The sequence below is a fragment of the Limnobaculum zhutongyuii genome (assembly GCF_004295645.1).
Taxonomy (GTDB): Bacteria; Pseudomonadota; Gammaproteobacteria; order Enterobacterales; family Enterobacteriaceae; genus Limnobaculum; species Limnobaculum zhutongyuii.
This window is the reverse complement of record NZ_CP034752.1, coordinates 1,189,465-1,214,977: the sequence shown is the minus strand read 5'-3', so window position 1 is coordinate 1,214,977 and position 25,513 is coordinate 1,189,465. Positions and strand designations below refer to the sequence as shown.

20 protein-coding genes and 1 pseudogene are annotated in these 25,513 nt (G+C 44.4%); 17 read left to right on the top strand and 4 right to left on the bottom strand.

Annotated features, from left to right (window positions below):
* Positions 1–8: 8 nt before the first annotated feature.
* The 5 genes and pseudogenes from EKN56_RS05120 to EKN56_RS05100 all read left to right on the top strand — a co-directional run bounded on the left by EKN56_RS05120 (position 9) and on the right by EKN56_RS05100 (position 4,151).
* Positions 9–629 (top strand): annotated as a pseudogene (locus tag EKN56_RS05120) (DMSO/selenate family reductase complex B subunit).
* 1 nt (position 630) lies between these two features.
* Entirely contained in the window at positions 631–1,485 is an 855-nt protein-coding gene (locus EKN56_RS05115; RefSeq protein ID WP_130590824.1) for a DmsC/YnfH family molybdoenzyme membrane anchor subunit, read from the top strand.
* A 70-nt stretch (positions 1,486–1,555) separates the two neighbouring features.
* A complete protein-coding gene (gene dmsD, locus EKN56_RS05110; protein ID WP_130590823.1) occupies positions 1,556–2,197 on the top strand; it encodes a Tat proofreading chaperone DmsD in 642 nt (213 codons plus the stop codon).
* Positions 2,197–2,754 (top strand): ferredoxin-type protein NapF, encoded by a 558-nt coding sequence (napF, locus tag EKN56_RS05105; RefSeq protein ID WP_130590822.1) that lies wholly within the window; start codon positions 2,197–2,199, stop codon positions 2,752–2,754. Before dmsD ends, napF begins: the two co-directional genes overlap by 1 nt.
* A 251-nt stretch (positions 2,755–3,005) precedes the next feature.
* On the top strand, positions 3,006–4,151 hold the full coding sequence (locus EKN56_RS05100; protein WP_130590821.1) for an MFS transporter: 1,146 nt from the start codon (positions 3,006–3,008) through the stop codon (positions 4,149–4,151).
* A gap of 326 nt (positions 4,152–4,477) precedes the next feature.
* Here the strand turns inward: EKN56_RS05100 and pflA are convergent, their stop codons facing one another.
* From pflA to ycaO, 4 genes are all read right to left on the bottom strand, one after another.
* Complete coding sequence (gene pflA, locus EKN56_RS05095; protein WP_130590820.1) at positions 4,478–5,221, bottom strand: pyruvate formate lyase 1-activating protein; 744 nt, start codon at positions 5,219–5,221, stop codon at positions 4,478–4,480.
* Positions 5,222–5,490: 269 nt separating this feature from the next.
* Entirely contained in the window at positions 5,491–7,773 is a 2,283-nt protein-coding gene (gene pflB / locus EKN56_RS05090; protein WP_130590819.1) for a formate C-acetyltransferase, read from the bottom strand.
* Between the two features lie 63 nt (positions 7,774–7,836).
* Positions 7,837–8,688, bottom strand: coding sequence for a formate transporter FocA (focA, locus tag EKN56_RS05085; RefSeq protein ID WP_130590818.1), 852 nt, complete (start codon positions 8,686–8,688; stop codon positions 7,837–7,839).
* 382 nt (positions 8,689–9,070) lie between these two features.
* Positions 9,071–10,846 (bottom strand): 30S ribosomal protein S12 methylthiotransferase accessory factor YcaO, encoded by a 1,776-nt coding sequence (gene ycaO, locus EKN56_RS05080; protein WP_130590817.1) that lies wholly within the window; start codon positions 10,844–10,846, stop codon positions 9,071–9,073.
* A gap of 401 nt (positions 10,847–11,247) precedes the next feature.
* Between ycaO and ansB the strand changes: the two genes are divergently transcribed.
* From ansB to kdsB, 12 genes are all read left to right on the top strand, one after another.
* Positions 11,248–12,297, top strand: a complete 1,050-nt coding sequence (ansB, locus tag EKN56_RS05075) for an L-asparaginase 2 (RefSeq protein WP_130590816.1) — start codon at positions 11,248–11,250, stop codon at positions 12,295–12,297.
* Between the two features lie 340 nt (positions 12,298–12,637).
* Entirely contained in the window at positions 12,638–13,723 is a 1,086-nt protein-coding gene (gene serC / locus EKN56_RS05070; protein WP_130590815.1) for a 3-phosphoserine/phosphohydroxythreonine transaminase, read from the top strand.
* Between the two features lie 134 nt (positions 13,724–13,857).
* Positions 13,858–14,553: an aspartate/glutamate racemase family protein gene (locus tag EKN56_RS05065; RefSeq protein ID WP_130590814.1), complete on the top strand. Its 696-nt coding sequence runs from the start codon at positions 13,858–13,860 to the stop codon at positions 14,551–14,553.
* 66 nt (positions 14,554–14,619) lie between these two features.
* Positions 14,620–15,906 carry a 3-phosphoshikimate 1-carboxyvinyltransferase gene (gene aroA, locus EKN56_RS05060; protein ID WP_130590813.1) on the top strand — a complete coding sequence of 429 codons (1,287 nt, stop codon included), beginning with the start codon at positions 14,620–14,622 and terminating at the stop codon, positions 15,904–15,906.
* A gap of 341 nt (positions 15,907–16,247) precedes the next feature.
* Positions 16,248–16,925, top strand: coding sequence for a (d)CMP kinase (gene cmk, locus EKN56_RS05055; RefSeq protein ID WP_130590812.1), 678 nt, complete (start codon positions 16,248–16,250; stop codon positions 16,923–16,925).
* A gap of 142 nt (positions 16,926–17,067) precedes the next feature.
* Positions 17,068–18,753: a 30S ribosomal protein S1 gene (gene rpsA, locus EKN56_RS05050; protein ID WP_130590811.1), complete on the top strand. Its 1,686-nt coding sequence runs from the start codon at positions 17,068–17,070 to the stop codon at positions 18,751–18,753.
* A gap of 58 nt (positions 18,754–18,811) precedes the next feature.
* A complete protein-coding gene (gene ihfB, locus EKN56_RS05045) occupies positions 18,812–19,096 on the top strand; it encodes an integration host factor subunit beta (RefSeq protein ID WP_130590810.1) in 285 nt (94 codons plus the stop codon).
* 251 nt (positions 19,097–19,347) lie between these two features.
* A complete protein-coding gene (locus EKN56_RS05040; RefSeq protein ID WP_130590809.1) occupies positions 19,348–21,648 on the top strand; it encodes a DNA internalization-related competence protein ComEC/Rec2 in 2,301 nt (766 codons plus the stop codon).
* 34 nt (positions 21,649–21,682) lie between these two features.
* The gene (gene msbA, locus EKN56_RS05035; RefSeq protein ID WP_130590808.1) at positions 21,683–23,431 is read left to right on the top strand and encodes a lipid A ABC transporter ATP-binding protein/permease MsbA; all 1,749 of its coding nucleotides are present in this window, start codon (positions 21,683–21,685) and stop codon (positions 23,429–23,431) included.
* Positions 23,428–24,411, top strand: a complete 984-nt coding sequence (gene lpxK / locus EKN56_RS05030) for a tetraacyldisaccharide 4'-kinase (protein ID WP_130590807.1) — start codon at positions 23,428–23,430, stop codon at positions 24,409–24,411. The genes msbA and lpxK overlap by 4 nt, the downstream gene beginning before the upstream one ends.
* A gap of 144 nt (positions 24,412–24,555) precedes the next feature.
* The gene (locus EKN56_RS05025; protein WP_130590806.1) at positions 24,556–24,738 is read left to right on the top strand and encodes a Trm112 family protein; all 183 of its coding nucleotides are present in this window, start codon (positions 24,556–24,558) and stop codon (positions 24,736–24,738) included.
* On the top strand, positions 24,735–25,487 hold the full coding sequence (kdsB, locus tag EKN56_RS05020) for a 3-deoxy-manno-octulosonate cytidylyltransferase (protein ID WP_130590805.1): 753 nt from the start codon (positions 24,735–24,737) through the stop codon (positions 25,485–25,487). Before EKN56_RS05025 ends, kdsB begins: the two co-directional genes overlap by 4 nt.
* Positions 25,488–25,513: the final 26 nt, after the last annotated feature.

Here is a 25,513-nt window from a genome sequence, read left to right as displayed (position 1 = left end):
AGCAGCCAATGACAACACAATATGGTTTTTTTATTGATTCAAGTCGTTGCACGGGCTGTAAAACCTGCGAACTGGCGTGTAAAGACTATAAAGATTTAACTCCGGATGTCAGTTTCCGTCGCATTTATGAATATGCCGGCGGCGACTGGCAAAAAGATGGTGATACCTGGAACTAAAACGTATTTGCCTACTATCTGTCCATTGCCTGTAACCACTGTAGCGATCCGGCCTGCGTTAAAGTTTGTCCAAGTGGCGCAATGCATAAGGATGAAAACGGTTTTGTACTGGTTAATGAAGAGGTTTGTATCGGCTGTCGTTATTGCCATATGGCTTGCCCATACGGTGCGCCACAATATAACGCGGCTAAAGGTCATATGACCAAGTGCGATGGTTGCCACGATCGAGTGATAAAAGAGGGTAAAAAGCCAATCTGCGTAGAGTCTTGTCCTTTACGTGCGCTGGACTTTGGGCCAATTGATGAACTGCGCGAGAAGCACGGTCGTCTGGCTGAGATTGCACCGTTACCGGCTGAAAAATATACCCGGCCGAATATTGTGCTGAAACCTAACGCCTGTAGCCGTCCTGTTGGTGACACTACCGGTCATTTATCCAATCCGAAGGAGGTTTAATATGGAACTGGGATGGCATGAATGGCCGCTGATGTTATTCACCGTACTGGGCCAGTGCGCTGTCGGTGGGTTTATCGTTTTAGGCCTGACACTTCTGTGCAACCAAACAACAGACGAACAGAGAAAATCGATTCATAAAGGGATGTTTTTCATCTGGGTTCTGATGGGTATTGCGTTTATTGCTTCAGTGATGCACCTGGGAACGATTGCTCGCGCTTTTAATTCGTTAAATCGCGTAGGTGAGTCAGGCCTGAGTAATGAGATTGCTTTGGGCTCTGCGTTCTTTGCCATTGGTGGCTTCTACTGGCTGATTGCAATACTGGGCAAGATGCCTCAGGCGCTGGGTAAAATCTGGTTGATTATTGGTATGGTTGCTGGCATAGCGTTTGTTTATGCTATGTGCCGCGTATATCAGATCGATACGGTACCAACCTGGCATAACGGTTATACCACGCTGAATTTCTTCCTGACGGTATTGATTGGTGGCCCGCTGTTGGGGTGCCTGCTGAAGAATCGTGACTGTAACTGCAGTGGAAAATTATTGGCAGCGGTAAGCGTTATTGCTTTTCTGGTCAGCATCGGCTCCGCCTTAATGCAAGGTAGTGAACTGGCAGGTATGCACAGCACCGTGACTTCAGCCATGGCGCTGGTCCCTCAGTTTGGTAAATTGATGGCATTACGTGTAGTTCTGGTCGCTATTGGTTTGGGACTGTGGATTTATCCAATGCTGAAAGGCAATAAACCAGGAACGTTGGCTATGTTAGCCGGATTCATTCTGGTGGTTTGCGGTGAAATCGTTGGTCGTGCGGTATTCTATAATCTGCATATGACCGTTGGTGTCACTTTTGGTGGTTAATCTGTAATACAATAAGCAGCGCTCGAAAGGGCGCTGTTTATTGAGTTTCCAACTGACAGAAAGGTTATTTATGACTTCTCCTGCTATACCAAGCCTTGCCGATCTTGATGATGTTTCATTAACGGGTCGGATGCTGGGAGCACTATTGTATTATGCTCCGGATCGGCCGGAAGTGCTTTCTCTGCTCGAATTGCTCAGTAATGATAACTGGCAAGAGGAATGGCCCTGTGGCGCTATGTCTGAGATCAGAACTGCCGCGGCGTTGATGAATACTGGATTAGAGACAGCGCATCGACAAACCCTGGATGAAGCCTATCAGCGTTTGTTTATTGGCCCGGATGCATTGCCCGCTCCACCATGGGGTTCGGTTTATCTGGATCGTGAGAGCGTAGTTTTTGGCAATTCAACGCTGGATCTACGCCAGTGGCAAGCCTCTTTGGGTATTGAGGTTCAACAGCAACAACGTGAACCGGAAGACCATATTGGTTTATTGTTAATGCTGGCTGCATGGTTGGCAGAAAATCAGTCTGAACAATTGTCCATCCTCCTGAGCGATCATCTGCTGCCGTGGAGCGGCCGCTTTTTGACTTTACTGGAAGAGAGGGCAGAGCATCCTTTCTATCAGGGGATTGCCCGGCTAACATCCACTACTTTGGCTCACTGGCAACAGCGTTTAAACGTTCCTGTAATCAGTAAGGATCTGTTTTTCTGATGGCTATCGATAGCCGTGATGAGAAATACTACAAAGCCTGGATGACTCACCATACGGTGAGTCGTCGGGGTTTACTCCGCGGCTTTTTTAAAGCCGGACAGCAAACTCAGGCTCGTATTGAACATCAGGATATTGCTCGTCAGACCGGCCGCCCTCCTCAGGCGATTATCGAGTCGCTATTCTTACGTTTGTGTAATGGCTGTGGTGAATGTGTATCGGCTTGTCCTTATGGAATTATCGCCATGAAGGAGGGCAAGGCTGAACTGCAAATTGAATATGCCAACTGTGATTTTTGCCATAAGTGCACAGACATATGTCAGACTGGTGCATTAGAGTCTCAAATTGTGCCGGATACTGGTTTGAAACCGGTGATCGGTACCAGCTGCCTGGGTCGAATGGATAATTTTTGCCGCCTGTGCGAAATGAGTTGCCCACAGCGGGCGATAATCTTTGATTCAGCTAATCAGGTAACAGTGGACAAAACACGATGTAACGGCTGTGGAAAGTGCAAACTGGCTTGTTATCATGGACATATTTCATTAACGCCTTTGAACTAGATTTGGTTCTCTATTGATATCATTAATGGTTATTTCCCTTCTTCTATATTCAACGTGTTTTTATAACAATAAAAACTAATGATTTAACGTAGAGTTAAAAAATATAATTCATTGTATTAAAAGAACTAATTAATATTATTTTCTTTTCAGAATGACCAATGTGTAACAATCATTTTTTTGCTAATTGACTTTTAAAATAACAGTGGGATGATGCGCAACATTATTTTTCCTTCCCCTGTTTTGGCATAAAAATGTCTGCGTTTAATCGTCCCGTGCTGTTACTGCTAGCCGGGCTGTTGTTATTTACAACATCAATGGCGGTATTGAATACGCTGGTTCCTCTCTGGTTAATTCATGAATCTTTAACTACCTGGCAAGTAGGTATTGTTGGTTCGTCCTATTTCGGCGGAAATTTATTGGGGACGCTGGTAGCGGGGTTCTGTATTAGCACTTTTGGTTTTAACCGAACCTATTACTATTCCTGCGCACTTTTTATTGCCGCCACGTTATTGCTGGGGCTATCTGTTGGCTTTGTTAGCTGGAGTCTGTGGCGCCTGTTAGCGGGAATTGCCTGTGCTGTTATTTGGGTAGTAGTAGAAAGTGCATTATTACGCAGTGGAACCATCAATACTCGTGGACTTTTACTTGCTGCCTATATGGTTATTTACTATGCGGGAACGCTGATAGGGCAGTTATTATTAGGCGTAATCCCAACCAATCTGAGTGAAATACTGCCTTGGGTGATTGGTTTACTGTTGCTGGCCATTTTACCATTACTGTTTGCTCGTTTTCCTAAACCAGAACACACTGATAAAAAGTTATCCGTATGGTTAATGTGGATGCGTCGCGATGCCCGATTGGGAATTACTGGTTGTATTATTTCTGGCGTGGTGATTGGTTCTCTGTATGGCCTGTTACCTATCTATCTTTCTCACGCAGGTTACAGAGACGCAGACGTTGGCTACTGGATTACGCTAATGGTGGGTGCGGGTATTGTTGGGCAGCTACCGGCAGGTAAACTGGTTGAACGTTATGGCAGGGTGTTTGTGCTGCGCATTCAAGTGTTTGCCATTATTGTTAGCTCAATGGTGATTATTAGCGGTTATCCCCTGGCTCCCGCACTATTTATATTAGGTTTTTCTGGCTTTACGCTCTATCCAGTGGCGATGGCGTGGGCTTGTGAAAAAGTGGATACCAGTGAACTGATAACCATGAATCAGACGCTTTTGTTAAGCTATACGGTAGGAAGTCTGGCAGGACCAGCGTTAACGGCTACATTAATGCAGCACTATTCCGACCGATTATTGTTTGTGGTGATAGCAGTGGCGGCAGCGATATTCTTAATAATGTTGTTTAACCGGGCGCAGCACCATCGTAATCCATTGGCGATGCAGTAAAGCTGAGGTGTTATTAATTTATAATTTATGATGGACTTGAGAGTGTTACAGAGCAGATAAATTGGCATCAATGAATATTCCGGTCGTAAAATCTGAAGTGTTTGTATTCAGTTTGTGCTCGACCGGAAGACCATATGTACTTAGTTGTGGAGTGCGTCGGGCATAGATTCCCTAGGGGCGCTCCGGCAGCTAAAGCTGCTACGACCCCAACGGCAATCTCTCCCTCCGATTGGCTATGCTAAAACATAAAACTGAATTAACTGACTTTATAATAAATCTGAGCCCGTAATTTATTACGGGCTTTTAGCATAAGTATGGCGTGAATATCAATAGATCACCTTGTGACCGTACTCTTCAAGGATGGATTTCACACGATCCATAATCTCTTTGGTCGGTGGTTTTACCCCATCAAGACCATATTCCTCGCCCATGGCAACCCACTTGTGTTTACCCAACTCATGGTAAGGGAGCAGCTCTATTTTTTCGATGTTAGTCATATTTTGGGTAAACTCACCAAGCATACGAGCAGATTTTTCATCATCAGACCAGCCGGGAACGACCACATAGCGAATCCAGGTTTTCTGGTTACGTTTAGCTAAATGACGAGCAAACTCCAGAGTACGGTGATTGGATACACCCACCAGATTCTGATGCACGCTATCATCCAGTTGCTTTAAATCCAGCATCACCAGATCGGTTACATCCAACAGCTCATCAATCACTGCATCATAACGACGAACAAAGCCGTTTGTATCGAGACAGGTATGAATCCCTTCTTCTTTACAGGCCCGGAACCAATCGCGAACAAATTCAGCCTGTAAAATAGCCTCACCACCGGATGCCGTAACACCACCACCAGAGGCATTCATAAAGTGACGATAGGTAACAATCTCTTTCATCAGATCGTCAACCGCCACTTCTTTACCGCCGTGGGTATCCCAGGTATCACGGTTGTGGCAGTAAAGACAGCGCATCAGACAACCCTGAAAAAAGACGATAAAACGAATTCCCGGACCGTCGACGGTACCGCAGGATTCAAATGAGTGAATGCGACCATTTACTGCTGACATTACGATGTACTCCAAAATTGACCCTCAAAACGGGCCCAACATGTTTGCTTCTGAGACAATCGGTCTCTGTCATTGAATAAGCGTTTGACCGGACTATCTGCTAATAATGATTTTCAGTCTACCAAATTAGCGGGTTGCTTTGGCTGAACCTCTATTCTATGACATTCTGGTTAAGATTTCTTTTAAAGCTGGTATTTTTATTGTTAATGAAAAAAGCCCTGCAAAATATTGCAGGGCTTCATTTTCAGAGCATTTTCAAACCAATCAAATTAGATAGTTTGAGTGAATGTCCGGGTAATAACGTCTTGTTGCTGTTCTTTAGTCAGTGAGTTAAAACGCACTGCATAACCAGATACGCGGATGGTTAACTGAGGATATTTCTCAGGATTTTCCATCGCGTCTAACAGCATTTCGCGGTTCATAACGTTAACGTTCAGGTGTTGACCACCTTCAATGCTGGCTTCGTGGTGGAAGTAACCATCCATCAGGCCTGCAAGGTTAGCTTTACGAACATCGTCATCTTTACCCAGTGCATTTGGAGCGATAGAGAAGGTATAAGAAATACCATCTTTTGCGTAAGCAAACGGCAGTTTAGCAACAGAAGTCAGAGAGGCAACAGCACCTTTCTGGTCACGACCGTGCATTGGGTTAGCACCTGGTCCGAATGGTGCGCCAGCGCGACGGCCATCTGGGGTGTTACCCGTTTTCTTACCATATACCACGTTAGAAGTGATGGTCAGAACAGATTGAGTAGGGATTGCGTGGCGATAGGTACGCAGTTTCTGAATTTTCTTCATGAAACGTTCTACCAGGTCACAGGCGATATCATCAACGCGAGAGTCGTTGTTACCGAACTGTGGATATTCACCTTCAATCTCAAAGTCAACTGCCAGGCCGTCTTCGTCACGGATTGGTTTAACTTTTGCGTACTTGATAGCAGACAGGGAGTCAGCTGCAACAGACAGACCAGCGATACCACATGCCATGGTGCGAACCACGTCACGATCGTGCAGAGCCATCAGGGCTGCTTCGTAGCTGTATTTATCATGCATATAGTGAATCACGTTCAGTGCAGTCACGTACTGTTTTGCTAACCAGTCCATGAAATGATCTAAACGGTCCATTACTTTGTCATAATCCAGTACTGCATCGGTCATTGCTGCTTCTTTTGGACCAACCTGGATCTTCATTTTTTCATCCATACCGCCGTTAATCGCATACAGCATGGTTTTAGCCAGGTTTGCACGAGCACCGAAGAACTGCATTTGCTTACCAACAATCATTGGGCTTACGCAGCAAGCGATAGCATAGTCATCGTTGTTAAAGTCAGGACGCATCAGGTCATCGTTCTCATACTGTACAGATGAGGTATCGATAGACACTTTAGCCGCATACTTTTTAAATGCGATTGGTAACTTCTCAGACCACAGGATGGTCATGTTTGGTTCCGGAGAAGGGCCCATGGTGTACAGCGTGTTCAGGAAACGGAAACTGGTTTTAGATACCAGAGTACGACCATCAACACCCATACCAGCCAGAGATTCTGTTGCCCAAATTGGGTCACCAGAGAAAAGCTCATCATATTCAGGAGTACGCAGGAAACGAACCATACGCAGCTTCATCACTAAATGGTCGATCAGCTCTTGAGCTTCGCTTTCAGTGATTAAGCCTTTTTTCATGTCACGTTCGATGTAAACGTCAAGGAACGTTGATACACGACCGAAGGACATTGCAGCACCGTTTTGTGATTTTACTGCTGCCAGATAGGCGAAGTAAGTCCACTGAACGGCTTCACGAGCGTTAGTTGCCGGAGCAGAAATATCACAGCCGTATTTCGCTGCCATTTCTTTCATTTGACCCAGTGCACGATGTTGCTCAGCAATCTCTTCGCGCAGTTGGATTGTCATTTCTAAGTCTTCACCGTTTTCCATTTTCTCTTGCAGAGACTGGAATTGAGCGTATTTGTCAGCCATCAGGAAGTCGATACCATAGACGGCTACGCGACGGTAGTCACCGATGATACGGCCACGGCCATAAGCATCTGGCAGACCGGTTAATACACCGGATTTACGGCAGTTCAGGATGTCTTTGGTATATACATCAAAAACGCCCTGGTTGTGAGTTTTACGGTATTCAGTGAAGATTTTTTTCAGTGATGGATCGAGTTCACGACCATACACCTGACAAGAACCTTCAACCATTTTAATGCCGCCAAATGGAATAATGGCACGCTTTAATGGCGCGTCGGTTTGTAAACCAACGATGGTTTCTAATTCTTTATTAATATAGCCAGCATCATGAGAGGTAATGGTTGAAGCTAGGTCAGTGTCAAAATCGACCGGCGCATGAGTGCGGTTTTCGATTTTGATGCCTTCCATCACTTTATCCCATAGCTTGTCAGTCGCATCAGTTGCGCCAGCCAGGAAAGATTCATCACCTTCATATGGGGTGTAGTTTTTTTGGATAAAGTCACGAACGTCAACATTATGTTTCCAGTCGCCTTCTTTAAATCCTTCCCACGCTTTGACAAACTTTTGGTTAAGCTCGGTCATTTTTTACCTACCTTTCGTATTCTAAGGAAATTGAATTAACCTTTTATTGAAGGAAGCGTCGAACTAGTGCTTCCCACCACGTAAATACATTGCCCAAAAAGGCAAACCTACCATTAACCCACCGATGATATTACCGATTGTCACGGGGATTAAGTTGTCTATAACAAAGTTACTAACAGTCAGGCTTGGAAATTGCTCCGGAGTGGCGTTAATCATGTGCCAGAACTCAGGAGATGCAAAATTCTTAATAACGATTCCCATTGGAATCATAAACATGTTTGCAATGCTGTGCTCAAAACCGCTGGCAACAAACATCGCTACTGGAAGGATCATTACCAGCATTTTATCGGTCAAACTGCGTCCGGCGTAACTCATCCATACTGCTAAACAGACCATCAGGTTAGCTAGTGTACCAAGAGCAACCGCTTCTACAAAGGTATGATGTAGTTTGTGGTCAGCCGTTTGAAGCACATTGAGCCCCCAGAGCCCGTTAGCGGCAGTGATTTGGCCTGCTAAAAATATAATAGCAACAAAGAATAGAGCGCCAACCAAATTGCCTAAATAAACATTGATCCAGTTACGAATCATTTGACCCCAGGTAATGTGATTGGTTGCTTTAGCAATACAGGTCATTACCGTTGAGGTGAAGAGGTCGGTGCCGCAGGCAACAACCAACATCAAACCTAAAGAGAAGCAGACGCCACCTAAAAATTTAGCCACGCCAAAAGGAACATTAGCCGTTCCGGTGGTAGCGGTAATATAGAAGACAAATGCGATGGAAATAAATGCACCAGCTAATATTGCTGAGCAGAATGTAATAGCTGGATGTTTTGTAGCTTTATATATTCCCGCATTCTCGGCAACCTGAGCCATGGCGGCGGGTGATAATGCTGCGATAGGATTATCTGTTTTCACGTAATAATATCTCTGCGCCTAAATAAAGACTGAAGACTAAATTGCTTGGTGATACTAACAAAGCAGTATACTGCAAAAATTGATACTGATCATGATGAGTAAAATGAATAATTGTAAAAAAGGACGTGAAAAAGTATTTTTTTGGCGTATCTAATTGATTAATTTACGTAAAAACTTTTTTAATGTTTGCAAAATAATTTTAATCAATAGCTGAAACGATATCTGATTCTGTTAATAAAATATAAATTATGTATTCGATTAAAATTTATTAATTAAATGTTTTTACTTTTATTTAACATTAATTCTTATTATTTTACTTTTAAAAGAGATGCTAACAAGACTCTCTATTTTTTATAAAGAGTCTTGTTATTTGGTCATTTAATTAAGACAACCGCTTAGCGGCCTGTAATTTGTTATAGGCCGCCAATAAAGAGCAGTGTGTAGGCAGTTGAGTTAAATCTTGATCTACATCAAAAATGCCATGAAAGCGTTGTATGCCGCGAATATTGTTCCACACGGTTGCTACAGTTTCTTCGCCATACATACGGTTGAAGGCTGGATTGTATTGCTCCGGATCGCGTTCTTCAGCGTCCACCTGCATCAACAATAGCGTTTGCAGGCAGCGATAATAGTTACGACGTTCTTCACTAAATAATGAAGCGTTGAACTCTTGAGTCCATTCCACCCAGCTCAACGCCTGATCTAAATCACCACCGGCAAGGGCCAGCATTGATTTTAGCTCACCCACGCGCAGGCTACTCCAAACGTTGTTAGAACCAGTTGCCATGCCCAGCAGCTCACGTACACGCACAAAGTCGTCCAGACCTTCCTGATCCAGTTGCTCAATTAAAGCCAGATACTCTTCAGGCTGCCACTGGCTGGACGGCAGACTTAAAATGGTATCTCTTAAGTGTTGGCCCATATTGTTATTGGCTAATACCAGGTCTTCAGCAGGGTAGATATCAGACATCCCCGGAGCCAGAATTCGGCAGGCGTCAACACCTAAATGGGTGTAATCAGCAATATAGACTTCCACTTCTTCTTTATTAAAGATAGCCATCATCGTGGCAAACTCTTCTTCAGACGTTCCACTGAAGTCCCAGCCAACAAATTCATAGTCGGCCTGCTGTTTAAACAGATCCCATGAAATTAAACCGCTGGAATCAATAAAGTGGGTTTCCAGATTGGCGTATTCGCCCACTTCTTCGTTATCAAATGTTGGCGCATTGAACACATCCAGATCTTTCAGACTGCGGCCCTGTAGCAGTTCGGTAACGGTACGTTCCAGAGCAACGCCAAAATCAGGGTGAGCACCAAACGAAGCAAAACAGGTTCCATTGGCGGGATTGAATAGCACAACACAGATAACAGGATACTGACCACCCAGCGAAGCATCATAAGCAAATATTGGGAAGCCTTCAGCTTCAAGTGTGGTTATTGCTTCTTTTACCTGAGGATAAAGGTTGATCATCGCCTGTGGGATTTCTGGCAGGCTAATAGCTTCAGCGATAATGCGATTTTTTACAAAACGTTCAAAAATTTCTGATAATGCCTGAACGTGCGCTTCACTGCGATTATTACCGGCAGACATCCCATTAGAGACATAAAGGTTGCCGATAATATTCATTGGAATGTACACCGTTTCCAGATCGGATTGACGAACAAACGGTAGGGCGCAGATGCCCCGATCGACATTGCCAGACTGTAAATCAACCAGTTCAGTGGCAGTCAGACTTTGGTCAGGATCATAGAAGGCATGTAAATGCGAATCTAATATACCTTTAGGTAAGCTGTTGTCCGCCGAAACAGGGAACCACTTTTCATTGGGATAGTGAACAAAAGCACTGTCAGCGATAGTTTTGCCTAAATAGAAATCTGCAAAAAAGTAGTTAGTCGATAACCGTTCAAAATATTCACCCAGCGCAGAAGCCAGCGCTGCTTTTCGGGTTGCACCTTTTCCGTTGGTAAAACAGAGTGGACAATCTTTATCACGTATATGTACCGACCAAACATTCGGAACCGGGTTAAGCCAGGACGCTTCTTCTATATTAAATCCTAATTGCGTTAGCTTTTGTTGAAAACGAGAGATGGAGTCTTCCAATGCTGCATCTTTACCAGGAATAAATGTTTGCGTTGTCGCAGGAGTGATTGTTTGCATTAATATTTAGGCTCTTGATTTTAATGGGGTTATCCATTTCTGTTTCGTCAATTTAACGATCCGGCATCATACGGGGTTTTTGGTCATAGCTCCATAGTGCGTAGTGCAATAATTAATTAGCTCAATGATTCAATAAATGTTAGTTCTCGGGCGTAATGTCACAGAAAAAAAATCAAATGCCCTGATAATATAGTGAGTTTCAGAATGTTAAGTGGTGAACTGCTGTCAGAGTTTAATTACGCCGCATCATGATTTTTGGTGTGAGTGATTATTTTAAGACTGATTGGAATTTTTATTGCTATTGAAGCTACTTTTCGCCGCTTCTGGTATTGGCTATTTAAATCGTATCAATAAATTATCCTAAATTTTACTTTAAAAATAACGTAGAGAGGAGATTAAGTATGTCAGTGTTTAAGAAGACTGCTCTTGGTGCTTTGCTTTGTTGTTTCACCGTGCCCGCGTTGGCAAAATTACCTACCATTACCGTTCTGGCTACGGGCGGAACCATTGCCGGTGGAGGCGTTTCAGAAACACAATCCAATTATGTTGCCGGGCAGTTTGGCGTTGAACGTTTGGTTGATGCAGTTCCTCAGTTAAAAGATATTGCGGATATTAAAGGTGAGCAGATTGTTAATATCGGTTCACAGGATATGAATGATGAAGTCTGGCTTAAGCTGGCCAAAACCATCAACGAACGCTGTGATAGCAGCGATGGTTTCGTGATTACTCACGGTACCGATACCATGGAAGAAACCTCTTACTTCCTTAACCTGACGGTAAAATGCAATAAACCCGTCGTGATGGTTGGCGCAATGCGCCCGGCTACCGCTATGAGTGCTGATGGTCCGTTCAACCTTTATAATGCAGTGGTCGTTGCCTCAGATAAAAACTCCGCAGGTCGTGGGGTGTTGGTTGCCATGAATGATGTGGTGGTTGGTGGTCGGGACGTGACTAAAACCAGTACCACTGGTGTCCAGACTTTCCAGGCCGTTAACTATGGACCACTGGGATATATCCACAATGGCAAGGTTGATTATCAGCGGATACCAACACGTGCTCATGCACCTGAGGCTCCGTTTGATGTCAGTAAACTGACTGAGCTACCAAAAGTCGACATTATCTATAGCTATGCTAATGCTTCGGCCGCACCGGTTAAAGCATTACTGGCGGATGGTACTAAAGGTATTGTTAGCGCTGGTGTAGGTAACGGTAACTTATATAAAACGGTATTTGATGCGCTGGTTAGTGCCAGAGAACAAGGCGCCGTAGTGGTTCGTTCTTCTCGTGTACCAACCGGTTCTACCACTCAGGATGCAGAAATTGATGATGTTAAATATGGTTTTGTTGCATCAGGTACGCTGAATCCACAAAAAGCGCGGGTGTTGTTACAGTTAGCATTAACCAAAACACAAGATCCGGTTGAAATTCAGAAGATGTTTAATGAGTATTAATAGATAAGTTCTTAATGCTTAGCTTTTAATAATAGCGGCTACCTGACTGATAAAGGTAGCCGCTATTTTTTTGCTTTCTGCAGATGACCGGAATATTTGCTGTTTCTCACCTAATGTCGATGAATATCGTTATTCAACCGCTGCTTTTGGTTAATTCATTCGCTTTCCTTGCTATATACAACATACTTTTCTACTTCTGAGTGCAGAGCCAATCCGACCTGGTCTGAAAAATTAATCAGAACTGATGCATAAAGCATTGCAGCAAAACTAAGTGAATGATAAAACCGATAATCCTATTTCTAAAAACTAATCCTTAATCTCTATCAGGGCGGTGAAGTAAATGGCACAGGTATTTAATTTTAGTGCAGGGCCGGCAATGTTACCGGTTGAAGTGTTACGTCAGGCACAGCAAGAACTTTGTGATTGGCAGGGGCTCGGCACATCGGTCATGGAAATTAGCCACCGCAGCAAAGAGTTTATTCAGGTAGCTGAAACGGCGGAACGCGACCTGCGCGATCTGATGAAGATTCCTGATAATTATAAAGTGCTGTTCAGCCATGGCGGCGCACGCGCTCAATTCGCAGCGATCCCATTAAATTTATTGGGTAATGCCACACAAGCGGATTATATTGATGGTGGCTATTGGGCCCACAGTGCCATTCAGGAAGCTGAAAAATACTGCACGCCAAATGTATTTGATGCAAAAACTCAAGTCGATGGTCTGTCAGCGATAAAACCAATGAAAGATTGGGTGTTGAGTGATAAATCTGCCTATGTTCATTTCTGCCCAAATGAGACGATTGACGGCATTGCTATTGACGAGCAACCTGATTTTGGCGATAGAGTTGTGATAGCGGACCTCTCCTCAACGATTTTATCTCGTCCGATTGATGTTAGCCGCTATGGTGTGATTTATGCCGGTGCCCAAAAGAATATCGGACCAGCAGGTATTACGGTGATCATCATACGTGAAGACTTGCTGGGCAAAGCCCGTAAAGAGACGCCATCCATTCTTGATTTTACCGTGTTGAATGAATATGACTCGATGTTCAATACCCCACCAACTTTTGCCTGGTACCTGTCCGGGTTGGTATTTAAATGGTTAAAAGCCCAGGGTGGATTGACAGAAATGGCTCGCCGTAACGAAGAGAAGGCATCACATCTGTATAGCGTTATTGATAACAGTGATTTCTATCGGAATGGTGTCGCTATCCCTAACCGTTCCTGGATGAACGTCCCATTCCAACTGGCCGATGGCACATTGGATAAGGTATTCCTGGAAGAGGCTCAGGTAGCTGGCTTACATGCGCTAAAAGGGCATCGTGTTCTGGGTGGAATGCGAGCGTCTATTTATAATGCAATGCCGCTGGCCGGTGTTCAGGCATTAACCCAGTTTATGGCTGATTTTGAACGACGTCATGGTTAATGATTGTTCGTTTATGACGGTGTAAATTCAATAGTAATAACCCACTGACAGGCGATTCAGATCCTCTGTCAGTGGGTTATTGTGTAGCCATATGAACATCAGACGAAAACTTATAATGATTGAGAGCTAACCCAATGAAAACAATAGGGCTTATCGGTGGTATGAGTTGGGAGTCAACTATCCCTTATTATCGCCATATTAATGAAACCATCCGTCATCATCTTGGCGGTTTACATTCGGCTAAGATTGTACTGTTGAGCGTTGATTTTCAGGAAATAGAACAGCTGCAACATCAAGGCGATTGGGCTGCCGCGGGTGAACATCTGGCCGAGGCTGCGCGTAAGCTAGAAGGCGCGGGTGCTGATTTTCTGGTTATCTGCACTAACACTATGCACAAAGTGTATGAAACGGTAGAGAAGGCAGTTGGGATTCCGGTTTGCCATATTGCCGATGCAACAGCTGAAGTTATTCTGGAAGATGGTATTAAGAAAGTGGGCCTGTTAGGCACTCGTTTTACCATGGAACAAGATTTCTATAAGGGACGCCTCAGTCGCCAACACGGCATTGAGGTTATCGTACCCGATGAAGCGGATCGTGAAATTGTGCACCGCGTTATTTATCAGGAGCTTTGTTTGGGCAAGATTGACGCGGAATCTCGTCATCAATTTAGCCGAATCATGCAACAGCTGGCAGATAAAGGCGCTCAGGGAATTATTCTGGGTTGTACCGAGATTGGTTTATTGGTTAGTGCCAAAGATGCCTCTGTACCTTTATATGACACCGCAGAGATACATGCCGTTCGCGCAGCGGAGCTTTCATTGAAAGCCTGAAGATAGCTGCAAATTAATTTTTACCGATTTGAATATTCAAAGCAGATAACAAGAGAACATTTACCCATGCTGGAATCGTTAACCCTACAACCCATTGCGAAATTTGATGGAACTATTAATTTGCCTGGTTCAAAAAGTGTTTCTAACCGGGCCTTACTCTTAGCTGCAATGGCGCAGGGCAAAACCCGACTGACCAATCTGTTAGACAGTGATGATGTCCGTCATATGCTTAATGCATTAAAAGCGCTGGGTGTTCATTATCAGTTATCTGATTGCCATACTATCTGCGATATCGAAGGTGTAGGTGGTCCATTAAAGGCCCATAGCGCATTAGAAATATTTTTGGGTAATGCCGGAACGGCCATGCGTCCACTGGCTGCAGCATTAAGTTTGGGGCAGGGCGATATCATTCTAACCGGTGAGCCCAGAATGAAAGAGCGTCCGATTGGTCATCTGGTCGATTCATTGCGTCAGGGTGGCGCGCAGATTGATTATCTTGAACAACAAAATTATCCACCGCTACGCCTGCATGGTGGATTTCAGGGCGGTAATATCTCTGTAGATGGTTCAGTCTCCAGCCAATTTTTAACTGCTTTGCTGATGACGGCACCACTGGCAACACAAGATACTCATATTACGATTAAAGGTGATTTAGTTTCAAAGCCTTATATCGAGATTACATTACATATGATGCGCGATTTTGGCGTTGAAGTGAGCCATGACAACTATCAGGTTTTCCATATTAAAGGGCAACAGCAGTATCGTGCCGTGGAACAATATCTGGTTGAAGGTGATGCTTCTTCGGCATCTTACTTCCTTGCTGCTGCCGCGATTAAGGGTGGTAGTGTACGGGTTACAGGTATCGGTAAAAACAGCGTTCAGGGTGATATTCGCTTCGCTGATGTGCTGGAAGCTATGGGAGCCAAAATCATTTGGGGCGATGATTTTATTGAATGTCAGCATGGTGAGCTAAACGGTATTGATATGGATATGAACCATATTCCTGATGCAGCGATGACTATTGCCACCACGGCACTGTTCGCTAAAGGGGAAACGCGTATTCGTAATATCTATAACTGGCGAGTTAAAGAGACCGATCGGCTCAGTGCAATGGCAACCGAGCTGAGAAAAGTAGGGGCAGAAGTAGAGGAAGGGGAAGATTACATCCGAGTCGTTCCACCTGTACATTTGAAACATGCGGAAATTGAAACTTATAACGATCACCGTATGGCGATGTGTTTTTCACTGGTTGCGTTATCAGATACGCCAGTGACCATTTTGGATCCAAAATGCACGGCTAAAACCTTTCCGGACTATTTTAAGCAGTTCGCTCGTTTGAGTCAGTTGGCATAATTTCATTGTTTCAGGTGATACAGACTTTAATTGTTTGTATCCTTCAGGCTATTGATAAACCAGATAAATTAGCATCAATAAATATTCCGGTCGTAAAATCTAATAGGTTTATGTTGGTTTTGTGCCCGACCGGAAGACCATTTCTCTCTCTTATTTCAGTCAATAAATGCGTTTAGTCTTCCTTTATTTATGTCCTTTTCTTATTGAAATATAAGCCATTGTTCTTTTTGCGTACCACCAGATCTAATACATAGCCTGTCAGTTAGCCGTGATGATGAGTATAATCACGGGATATGCTTCATTGAAGCACATCATGATTTTCTGGTTTAGAGGAGCTCGATATGACAGCAGTTGTGCCGGTAATAACCGTTGACGGCCCAAGCGGAGTGGGGAAAGGGACACTTTGTCAGGCTTTGGCTGAAAAACTGGGTTGGCATTTACTGGATTCAGGTGCTATTTATCGCGTTTTAGCATTAGCAGCACTGCATCATGAAGTGGATTTGGCCTCAGAAGAGGCACTGGTTCCTCTGGCTATTCATTTAGATGTCCGTTTTATTTCTGAACAAAACCAATTACAGGTGATTCTTGAGGGTGAAACGGTAACCAATGAAATTCGCAATGAAACCGTTGGAAATGCGGCGTCTCAAGTAGCGGCATTTCCACGGGTCAGAGAAGCACTGTTACGTCGTCAACGGGCATTTCGAGAGGCTCCCGGGCTGATCGCCGATGGCCGCGATATGGGAACGATTGTTTTTCCTGATGCGCCGGTAAAAATTTTTCTCGATGCGAGTGCGGAGGAGAGAGCCAGACGACGCATGCTACAGTTGCAGGAAAAGGGGCAGTGTGTTAAATTTGAACGTCTTTTGTCTGAGATACAGGAACGGGATTCCCGGGATCGTAATCGGGCGGTTGCACCCCTTGTCCCGGCAGCTGATGCGTTGATAATGGATTCAACCCATATGAGTGTTGATGACGTGATCGAACGTGCATTAGCTTATGTGCAAAGTGTGCTAAAATAATTCATGTCTACTGCTTATTTTTTAGGCAGTGGACTTTTTGTGAATAACTCTGTTGCATGGATGTAAGCAGGGTATGTATAACAACCCCATCGGGCCGGATGTCAGATGGACGTTAAATTTAAGAATCCTGAAGATTAATAACATGACTGAATCTTTTGCTCAACTCTTTGAAGAATCCCTGAATGAAATTGAAACCCGTCCGGGTTCGATTGTACGTGGCGTTGTTGTTGCTATTGATAAAGACGTTGTTCTGGTTGACGCGGGTCTGAAATCAGAATCTGCAATCCCAGTAGAACAGTTTAAAAACGCTCAGGGCGAACTGGAAATCCAGGTTGGTGACGAAGTAGACGTAGCGCTGGATGCTATCGAAGATGGTTTCGGTGAAACTCTGCTGTCTCGTGAGAAAGCTAAGCGTCATGAAGCTTGGATCACGCTGGAAAAAGCTTCTGAAGAAGCTGCAACTGTTATTGGTATTATCAATGGCAAGGTCAAAGGTGGATTTACCGTTGAGCTTAACGGCATTCGTGCGTTCTTACCAGGTTCACTGGTAGACGTTCGTCCTGTTCGTGACACGCTGCATTTAGAGGGCAAAGAGCTTGAGTTCAAGGTTATCAAACTTGACCAAAAACGTAACAACGTTGTTGTTTCTCGCCGTGCTGTAATCGAATCAGAAAACAGTGCAGAGCGCGATCAACTGCTGGAAAACCTGCAAGAAGGCATGGAAGTTAAAGGTATCGTTAAGAACCTTACTGACTACGGTGCATTCGTTGATCTGGGCGGCGTTGACGGCCTGTTACACATTACTGATATGGCATGGAAACGCGTTAAGCATCCTAGCGAAATCGTTAATGTTGGCGATGAAATCCTGGTTAAAGTTCTTAAGTTCGACCGCGATCGTACCCGTGTTTCACTGGGTCTGAAGCAGTTAGGCGAAGATCCATGGGTAGCTATTGCTAAGCGTTATCCGGAAGGTACTAAGCTGACTGGCCGCGTAACCAACCTGACTGATTACGGCTGCTTCGTTGAAATCGAAGAAGGCGTTGAAGGTCTGGTACACGTTTCAGAAATGGATTGGACCAACAAAAACATTCACCCATCTAAAGTTGTTAACGTGGGTGATGTGGTTGAAGTTATGGTTCTGGATATCGACGAAGAACGTCGTCGTATCTCCCTGGGTCTGAAGCAGTGCAAAATTAACCCATGGCAGCAATTCGCAGAAACCCATAACAAGGGCGAGCGTGTTGAAGGTAAGATCAAGTCAATCACTGACTTCGGTATCTTCATCGGCTTAGACGGCGGTATTGATGGTCTGGTTCACCTGTCTGACATCTCCTGGAACGTTGCCGGAGAAGAAGCGGTTCGTGACTATAAGAAAGGTGACGAAATCGCCGCTGTGGTTCTGCAAGTTGATGCAGAGCGTGAGCGTATCTCCTTAGGCGTTAAGCAATTAGCTGAAGATCCATTTAACAACTACCTGGCTAACAACAAGAAAGGTGCTATTGTTAAAGGGAAAGTTACAGCAGTTGACGCAAAAGGTGCTACAGTTGAATTAGCGGGTGGCGTTGAAGGTTACCTGCGTGCTTCTGATGCAAGCCGTGACCGTGTTGAAGATGCAACTACGGTTCTGAGCGTTGGTGATGAAGTTGAAGCTAAATACACCGGTGTTGATCGTAAAAACCGTGTAATCAGCCTGTCTGTGCGTGCTAAAGATGAAGCTGATGAGAAAGAAGCCGTTGCTACTGTTAATAACACTAACAGTGCTAAGCAAGAAGAAGGTGGATTCTCTAACGCTATGGCTGAAGCATTTAAAGCAGCTAAAGGCGAATAATGGCGAGGGGCAGCAATGCTGCCCCTTCGGTAGTTGAGCTGATAAGCTTGGAGGAACGATGACCAAGTCTGAACTTATAGAAAGACTCGCTAGTAGACACACTCATTTACCAACTAAATCAGTTGAAGATGCAGTGAAAGAGATGCTTGAACATATGGCTGTAACTTTGGCCGGCGGTGAACGCATCGAGATCCGTGGGTTTGGCAGTTTTTCTCTTCACTACCGTGCCCCGCGTGTTGGACGTAACCCTAAAACGGGTGAGAAAGTGGAACTGGAAAGCAAATATGTTCCTCACTTCAAACCAGGTAAAGAGTTACGCGATCGTGCGAATATTTACGGCTAATAACTCGTAAATCATTGCCTGTTTGATTTAATTGTAAAATCCGGACCAGTTAATCTGTTCCGGATTTTTTATTGGATCAAATTTTATAAACCGCCGAAAAATTCGATCGACCTCTTAATATCCATGTAACCATTGGCAAGTTATATAAAATATTGCCTTCCGGTTCGATGTTCTGTTTTTCTTCATTCATTGAGTAATAGATATCCGTTTATAAAGCTGAATAACAAAGCTGTATCAGGTGTTATTCAAGGATGTCCATTTTGCGTTCAGCACTTTCAATCGATCTCATTTCATATGCGTTGATTATTGGTACTTTACCTTTGCTGTTTCTTTCGCAGCTTCCTTCCTCATCAGTTTGGTGGGGGATTGCGGTGATTACTCTGTTGTGTGCTGGGTGTCGTGGAAATAAGCAAAGACTCCTGTCGATTGTATTGCTCAGTTTTTTATGGAGTACGCTGTATGCAGAAGGTGTTTATCGTCAGGTTGATAGTTATGTCGGACGTACAGCTCAGGTTCAGGGAGAAATAGTTAGCGCGCAGATAAATACACAAGAATCTCAGACTCTGTTGCTCCGGGTGAAGCAGATAGATGGTCAGTTATTGCCATGGACTGAATCTTTCACTTTACCACTTCATTTTTCGATGAACGATCAGGTAATTGCCCGGCAAATGGCTGCAGGGCAGCAATGGCAGTTAAAATTGTTATTCCGGGCAGTTCACAGTCGTTTAAATCAGGGCGGGTATGACCAGCAACGTAGAGCTATAGCTATTCATCAACCGTTGGTGGGGCAGGTGAAATCCGCAAAAATGCTCGATGAATCGATAGATATCCGACAGAAATTAATTAATCGGGTGCAACAAGTTATAGCGCCTTTAATAACACGAGATATTATTCTCGCTCTCGCATTTGGTGAGAGGGAAGGAATGTCATCGGAACGAAGGTTACTGTTTTTACAAACGGGAACCGCTCATTTGATGGCTATATCGGGTTTGCACATTTCTTTGGCCGCTCTGGTGGGTTGGGTCTTAGCCAGAGGTATACAATACTTTTTCTACAATCGTTATATAGGATTGTGGTTTCCGGTACTACTGGGATGGGTAACGGCTACGTTATACGTTTGGCTATCGGGGGCTAATCCACCCGCTCTAAGAGCCTTTTTAGCGCTTTCATTCTGGATGTTACTCCGAGCCAAAGGTATTAACTGGACGCCGTGGCAGGTGTGGTTACGCATCATTACGCTGTTATTGATATTCGATCCGCTGATGATTCTCTCAGACAGTTTATGGTTATCCTGCCTGGCGGTTGCCGGACTGATTTTTTGGTTTCAATGGGTACCTTTACCTGACTGGATAACTTTTCGTTATCGAGTGCTGGCTCGTTGGTTGCATCTACAATTAGCCATGATGATTCTACTTATGCCGGTGCAGCTTTTTATGTTTCATGGCATTAGCTGGACATCCTTACCCGCCAATCTTGTTGCAGTACCCGTGGTGTCGTTTGTAACCGTTCCGGCAATATTATTGGCACTACTCTTTTATTGGTTGCCATCACTGGCAATGCTATTTTGGTGGATTGCCGATTACTCGTTATCGGGCATACTGCTTATATTGGAAGAGTTGCATCAGGGATGGGGCAATTTTGCCAGTTCAATGCTGTTATTTAGCGGATTAGGCTGGCTACTGATAATATTCTGGCGCCTCTGGTTATGGCGCTGTGGGTTGTTTACCCCCTGGGTAACGTTCATCGCTATTCTGGTTCCGTTTTGGCAGAAACCTGCTGAAAAGTGGCGGATTGATATGTTGGATGTTGGTCATGGTTTAGCCGTGGTTATTCGACAGGGAGATCAGGCCATCATTTATGATACTGGTAATCGCAGGAATGGTGGCTCCATGGCAGAGAAAGAGATTCTGCCATTTCTGAATTGGCATCGTTTATCGCTGCTGGGCATAATTATCAGCCATCAGGATTTAGATCATATAGGTGGTTTGGAAATATTGCGGAAAGCCTATCCTGAAGCCTGGTTACGCACCCCGGTGATTTCATTAGGAAAACCTTGTCAACAGGGGGATAGCTGGCAATGGGGAAGTTTAACCTTTAATGTGCTTTGGCCTCCGGTTTTGGTTACTCGTTCATATAATGCCAACTCTTGTGTATTACGCATCAGCGATGATAAATACAGCGTATTGTTAACCGGAGATTTGGAAAGTATTCAGGAACTCAATCTGATTGAGCATTATGGCAATATGTTAAGCAGTGATATTTTACAGACGCCACACCACGGCAGCAAAAGTTCATCTACTGTCTCTTTTATACAAAGGGTTAATCCACAGGCTACATTAACGTCAGTATCGCGTTATAATCCCTGGCATCTTCCGGCTAAAAATGTGGAACAACGTTATAAACAGGCCCAAGTAGAGTGGATTTCTACTGCGAAATCCGGTCAGGTTAGTGTATTGTTTTATAAAGATAAATATAGAATATTAACCCTCAGAGAGCATTTTATGCCCCGTTGGTATCACCAGTGGTTTGGTTCTTTGCTTCATAATGAGTAGAATAACGCGCTATTTTGCATAATGTTGGTAACTAATGTTGAATGATAAAGACCTAACTACGTGGCAAACATTTGGTCGTTTATGGCCATTGATTAAGCCATTTAAGCTCGGATTAATTGTCGCTGCCGTGGCGCTGATTTTGAATGCCGGTACTGATGCCATGATGCTCTCATTATTAAAACCGTTATTGGATGATGGTTTTGGTAAAACGGGAAGCAGCGTATTAGTCTGGATGCCATTGGTTGTGCTTGGGCTGATGGTCATGCGCGGCATTACCAGCTATGTATCAACCTATTGTTTATCGTGGGTTTCAGGCAAAGTGGTGATGACCGTTCGGCGTCGACTCTTTGGCCATATGATGAATATGCCAGTTTCTTTTTTTGATCAACAGTCAACGGGAACGCTTCTGTCTCGTATTACTTACGATTCAGAGCAGGTCGCTTCTTCTTCCTCCGGTGCATTAATCACGGTGGTACGTGAAGGCGCGTATATTCTGGCGCTGTTTGGCATCATGTTTTATAACAGCTGGCAGCTATCTTTAATTTTGGTGATTCTGGCGCCGGTTGTGTCTTTTGTTATCCGTTTTGTTTCCAAACGTTTTCGTAGTATCAGTAAAAATATGCAAAACACGATGGGGCAGGTTACCGCCAGCGCTGAGCAGATGTTAAAAGGACATAAAGAAGTATTATTATTTGGCGGCCAGGATGTAGAAACCAATCGTTTTAATAAAGTCAGTAACAGAATGCGCCAACAGGGCATGAAGATGGTTGCTGCATCAGCTATATCCGATCCTATTGTCCAACTGATAGCCTCAACGGCATTGGCGATGGTGCTGTTTGCTGCCAGCTTCCCGAGCATTATGGATACGTTGACTGCGGGTACTATAACCGTGGTGTTCTCTTCAATGGTGGCATTAATGAAGCCACTTAAGTCGCTAACTAACGTTAATGCTCAATTTCAGCGTGGTATGGCTGCCTGTCAGACATTATTTGCCATTCTGGATATGGAAACAGAACAGGATACCGGAACCCTAAAAGTCGATCGGGTACAGGGTAATGTTGAACTACGCAATGTGACATTTACCTATCCAACCAAAGATGAACCCGCGTTAAGAAATATCAATCTGACAATCCCTGCCGGAAAGACAGTCGCATTAGTCGGCCGTTCTGGTTCAGGTAAATCAACCATAGCTAATTTATTAACGCGTTTTTATGACATTCAGGAAGGTGAAATTCTGATTGATGGTCATGAAATCCGTGAATATACCCTGGCATCGTTGCGTTCTCAGGTGGCGGTAGTTTCTCAAAACGTTCATCTGTTTAATGACACTATTGCTAATAATATCGCTTATGCCCGCACCACTGAATATTCTCGTGAGGATATAGAAAAGGCTGCCACCATGGCTTATGCCATGGATTTCATCAATAAGATGGACAATGGCCTGGATACGGTGATTGGTGAGAATGGGGTGTTGCTATCCGGTGGGCAACGCCAGCGTATTGCTATTGCCCGAGCATTATTAAGAGATAGCCCAATACTGATCCTTGATGAAGCTACCTCAGCGCTGGATACCGAATCAGAACGCGCTATTCAGGCTGCATTAGATGAGCTACAGAAAAATAGAACTTCTCTGGTGATAGCCCACCGACTGTCCACTATCGAAAAAGCAGATGAAATTCTGGTGATAGAAGATGGACGTATTGTCGAACGCGGTAATCATGAAACGCTGATTAAGAATGGTGGCGTTTATGCCCAGTTGCATCGGATGCAGTTTAGCCAATGATTGAACGCATCTGGTCCGGTAAATCCAAATTATATTTGTTGCTGTTGCCGCTTTCCTGGCTATATGGCTTGATTAGCGCTTTGAGACAGCTTGGATATCGTCGTGGCTGGTTAAAGTCATGGCGAGCGCCGGTACCGGTTGTGGTTGTTGGCAATTTGACCGCGGGCGGAAATGGAAAAACCCCAGTAGCGATTTGGCTAGTAGAGAGTTTACAACGTGAGGGAGTCCGTGTCGGTGTGGTATCCCGGGGATATGGCGGAAAATCTGCATACTATCCTCTGGTGTTGGATAAAAGCACCACAACGGAAGTTGCAGGAGACGAGCCGGTACTTATCTATCAGCGTACCGGTGTACCGGTAGCCGTTGCCCCTGTGCGTTCAGATGCGGTTAAAGCCTTGCTTAATCAATTTAAACTGGATGTCATCATCACTGATGATGGTTTACAACATTATGCGTTGCAGCGAGATGTTGAACTGGTGGTGGTTGATGGCGTTCGACGTTTTGGAAATGGCTGGTGGTTGCCTGCCGGTCCCATGCGGGAACGGGCAGGGCGTTTACGCTCGGTTGATGCTGTGATTACCAATGGGGGAAAAGCATGGGAAAATGAAATACCCATGGAGCTCAAACCGGGCGAAGCAATTAATCTACTGAGTGGTGATCGCTGTCAGGCTGTGGAGCTCACCCGGGTTATTGCAATGGCAGGAATCGGTCATCCTCCTCGTTTTTTTCAAACCTTAAACACACTCAATGTGCAACCTGAGCAAACCCATGCTTTTGCCGATCATCAGACATACACGGAGGCTTTATTGGCAAGGTTGGTCAACCCAGAACAAAGCCTGCTGATGACAGAAAAAGACGCGGTAAAGTGCCGGGCCTTTGCTCAAAAGAATTGGTGGTATTTACCCGTTAATGCTCTGCTTCCTGATGAAAGAGCGGAGAAGTTGTTAGCATTAATTATGAGTAAAATTGAAAAGAAATAGTCCCTCTCTGGTTTTATTGAATAACTAAAACACATCTTATTTAATCAAGTATCCATACGGCGTTTATCATTAAACCTTCGGGTGAAATATGATATTCTTGCCCATCACAAAGTTATGTTACTCGTCCGATAATAGAGGTCGTGCATGGATCATCGTTTGCTGGAAATCATTGCTTGCCCGGTTTGTAATGGGAAACTCACATTTAATAAAGAACATCAGGAACTGATTTGTAAGATTGATGGTTTAGCTTTTGCTGTTCGTGACGGTATTCCTGTATTGCTTGAAACAGAAGCGCGCAAACTGACATTAGATGAGAAAACAGCATGAGTTTTATTGCAATTATCCCTGCTCGTTACGCTTCTACTCGTTTACCTGGTAAGCCACTGGCGGATATCGCAGGTAAGCCAATGGTGGTTCACGTTATGGAAAGAGCACTGGAATCAGGCGCTTCCAGAGTGATAGTGGCAACCGACAATGTCGATGTACAAAAAGCCGTAGAAGCAGCCGGTGGTGAAGTTTGTCTTACCAGTCCGCATCATAATTCAGGAACAGAGCGTTTAGCCGAAGTCATCGAGCGTTATCAGTTCGGTGATGATGAAATTATTGTTAACGTTCAGGGTGATGAACCATTAGTGCCTCCGGTGATTATTCGCCAGGTTGCGCATAATCTGATTGGTGCTGATGCCGGTATGGCAACGCTGGCAGTGCCAATCACATCTGTTGAAGAAGCGTTTAACCCGAATGCGGTTAAAGTTGTTATCAACAGTGAAGGCTATGCGCTCTATTTTTCAAGGGCAACCATTCCCTGGGATCGCGAACGTTTTTCTGTTTCTCAGAAGGAAATTGGTGATTTCTATCTTCGCCATATAGGTATTTATGCTTACCGAGCAGGCTTTATTCGACGTTATATCAGCTGGGAACCAAGCCCACTTGAGCAAATAGAAATGCTGGAGCAACTGAGAGTGTTATGGTACGGCGAAAAGATTCACGTTGAAGCCGCGATTGAAGTACCTTCAGTGGGCGTTGATACTCCGGAAGATTTGGCTCGGGTTCGTGAAGTATTAGGTCATAAATAAGGTCTGGTTGAGTAGAAGATAAGCCG

What these genes read in the sequence shown, in the direction of transcription:
- ycaO (WP_130590817.1), bottom strand. Translation starts at nt 10,846, where the DNA reads ATGCAAACAATCACTCCTGCGACAACGCAAACATTTATTCCTGGTAAA.
- EKN56_RS05115 (WP_130590824.1), top strand. Translation starts at nt 631, where the DNA reads ATGGAACTGGGATGGCATGAATGGCCGCTGATGTTATTCACCGTACTG.
- EKN56_RS05040 (WP_130590809.1), top strand. Translation starts at nt 19,348, where the DNA reads ATGTCCATTTTGCGTTCAGCACTTTCAATCGATCTCATTTCATATGCG.
- cmk (WP_130590812.1), top strand. Translation starts at nt 16,248, where the DNA reads ATGACAGCAGTTGTGCCGGTAATAACCGTTGACGGCCCAAGCGGAGTG.
- EKN56_RS05065 (WP_130590814.1), top strand. Translation starts at nt 13,858, where the DNA reads ATGAAAACAATAGGGCTTATCGGTGGTATGAGTTGGGAGTCAACTATC.
- rpsA (WP_130590811.1), top strand. Translation starts at nt 17,068, where the DNA reads ATGACTGAATCTTTTGCTCAACTCTTTGAAGAATCCCTGAATGAAATT.
- lpxK (WP_130590807.1), top strand. Translation starts at nt 23,428, where the DNA reads ATGATTGAACGCATCTGGTCCGGTAAATCCAAATTATATTTGTTGCTG.
- serC (WP_130590815.1), top strand. Translation starts at nt 12,638, where the DNA reads ATGGCACAGGTATTTAATTTTAGTGCAGGGCCGGCAATGTTACCGGTT.
- ihfB (WP_130590810.1), top strand. Translation starts at nt 18,812, where the DNA reads ATGACCAAGTCTGAACTTATAGAAAGACTCGCTAGTAGACACACTCAT.
- napF (WP_130590822.1), top strand. Translation starts at nt 2,197, where the DNA reads ATGGCTATCGATAGCCGTGATGAGAAATACTACAAAGCCTGGATGACT.
- aroA (WP_130590813.1), top strand. Translation starts at nt 14,620, where the DNA reads ATGCTGGAATCGTTAACCCTACAACCCATTGCGAAATTTGATGGAACT.
- kdsB (WP_130590805.1), top strand. Translation starts at nt 24,735, where the DNA reads ATGAGTTTTATTGCAATTATCCCTGCTCGTTACGCTTCTACTCGTTTA.
- EKN56_RS05025 (WP_130590806.1), top strand. Translation starts at nt 24,556, where the DNA reads ATGGATCATCGTTTGCTGGAAATCATTGCTTGCCCGGTTTGTAATGGG.
- ansB (WP_130590816.1), top strand. Translation starts at nt 11,248, where the DNA reads ATGTCAGTGTTTAAGAAGACTGCTCTTGGTGCTTTGCTTTGTTGTTTC.
- dmsD (WP_130590823.1), top strand. Translation starts at nt 1,556, where the DNA reads ATGACTTCTCCTGCTATACCAAGCCTTGCCGATCTTGATGATGTTTCA.
- pflA (WP_130590820.1), bottom strand. Translation starts at nt 5,221, where the DNA reads ATGTCAGCAGTAAATGGTCGCATTCACTCATTTGAATCCTGCGGTACC.
- msbA (WP_130590808.1), top strand. Translation starts at nt 21,683, where the DNA reads ATGTTGAATGATAAAGACCTAACTACGTGGCAAACATTTGGTCGTTTA.
- EKN56_RS05100 (WP_130590821.1), top strand. Translation starts at nt 3,006, where the DNA reads ATGTCTGCGTTTAATCGTCCCGTGCTGTTACTGCTAGCCGGGCTGTTG.
- pflB (WP_130590819.1), bottom strand. Translation starts at nt 7,773, where the DNA reads ATGACCGAGCTTAACCAAAAGTTTGTCAAAGCGTGGGAAGGATTTAAA.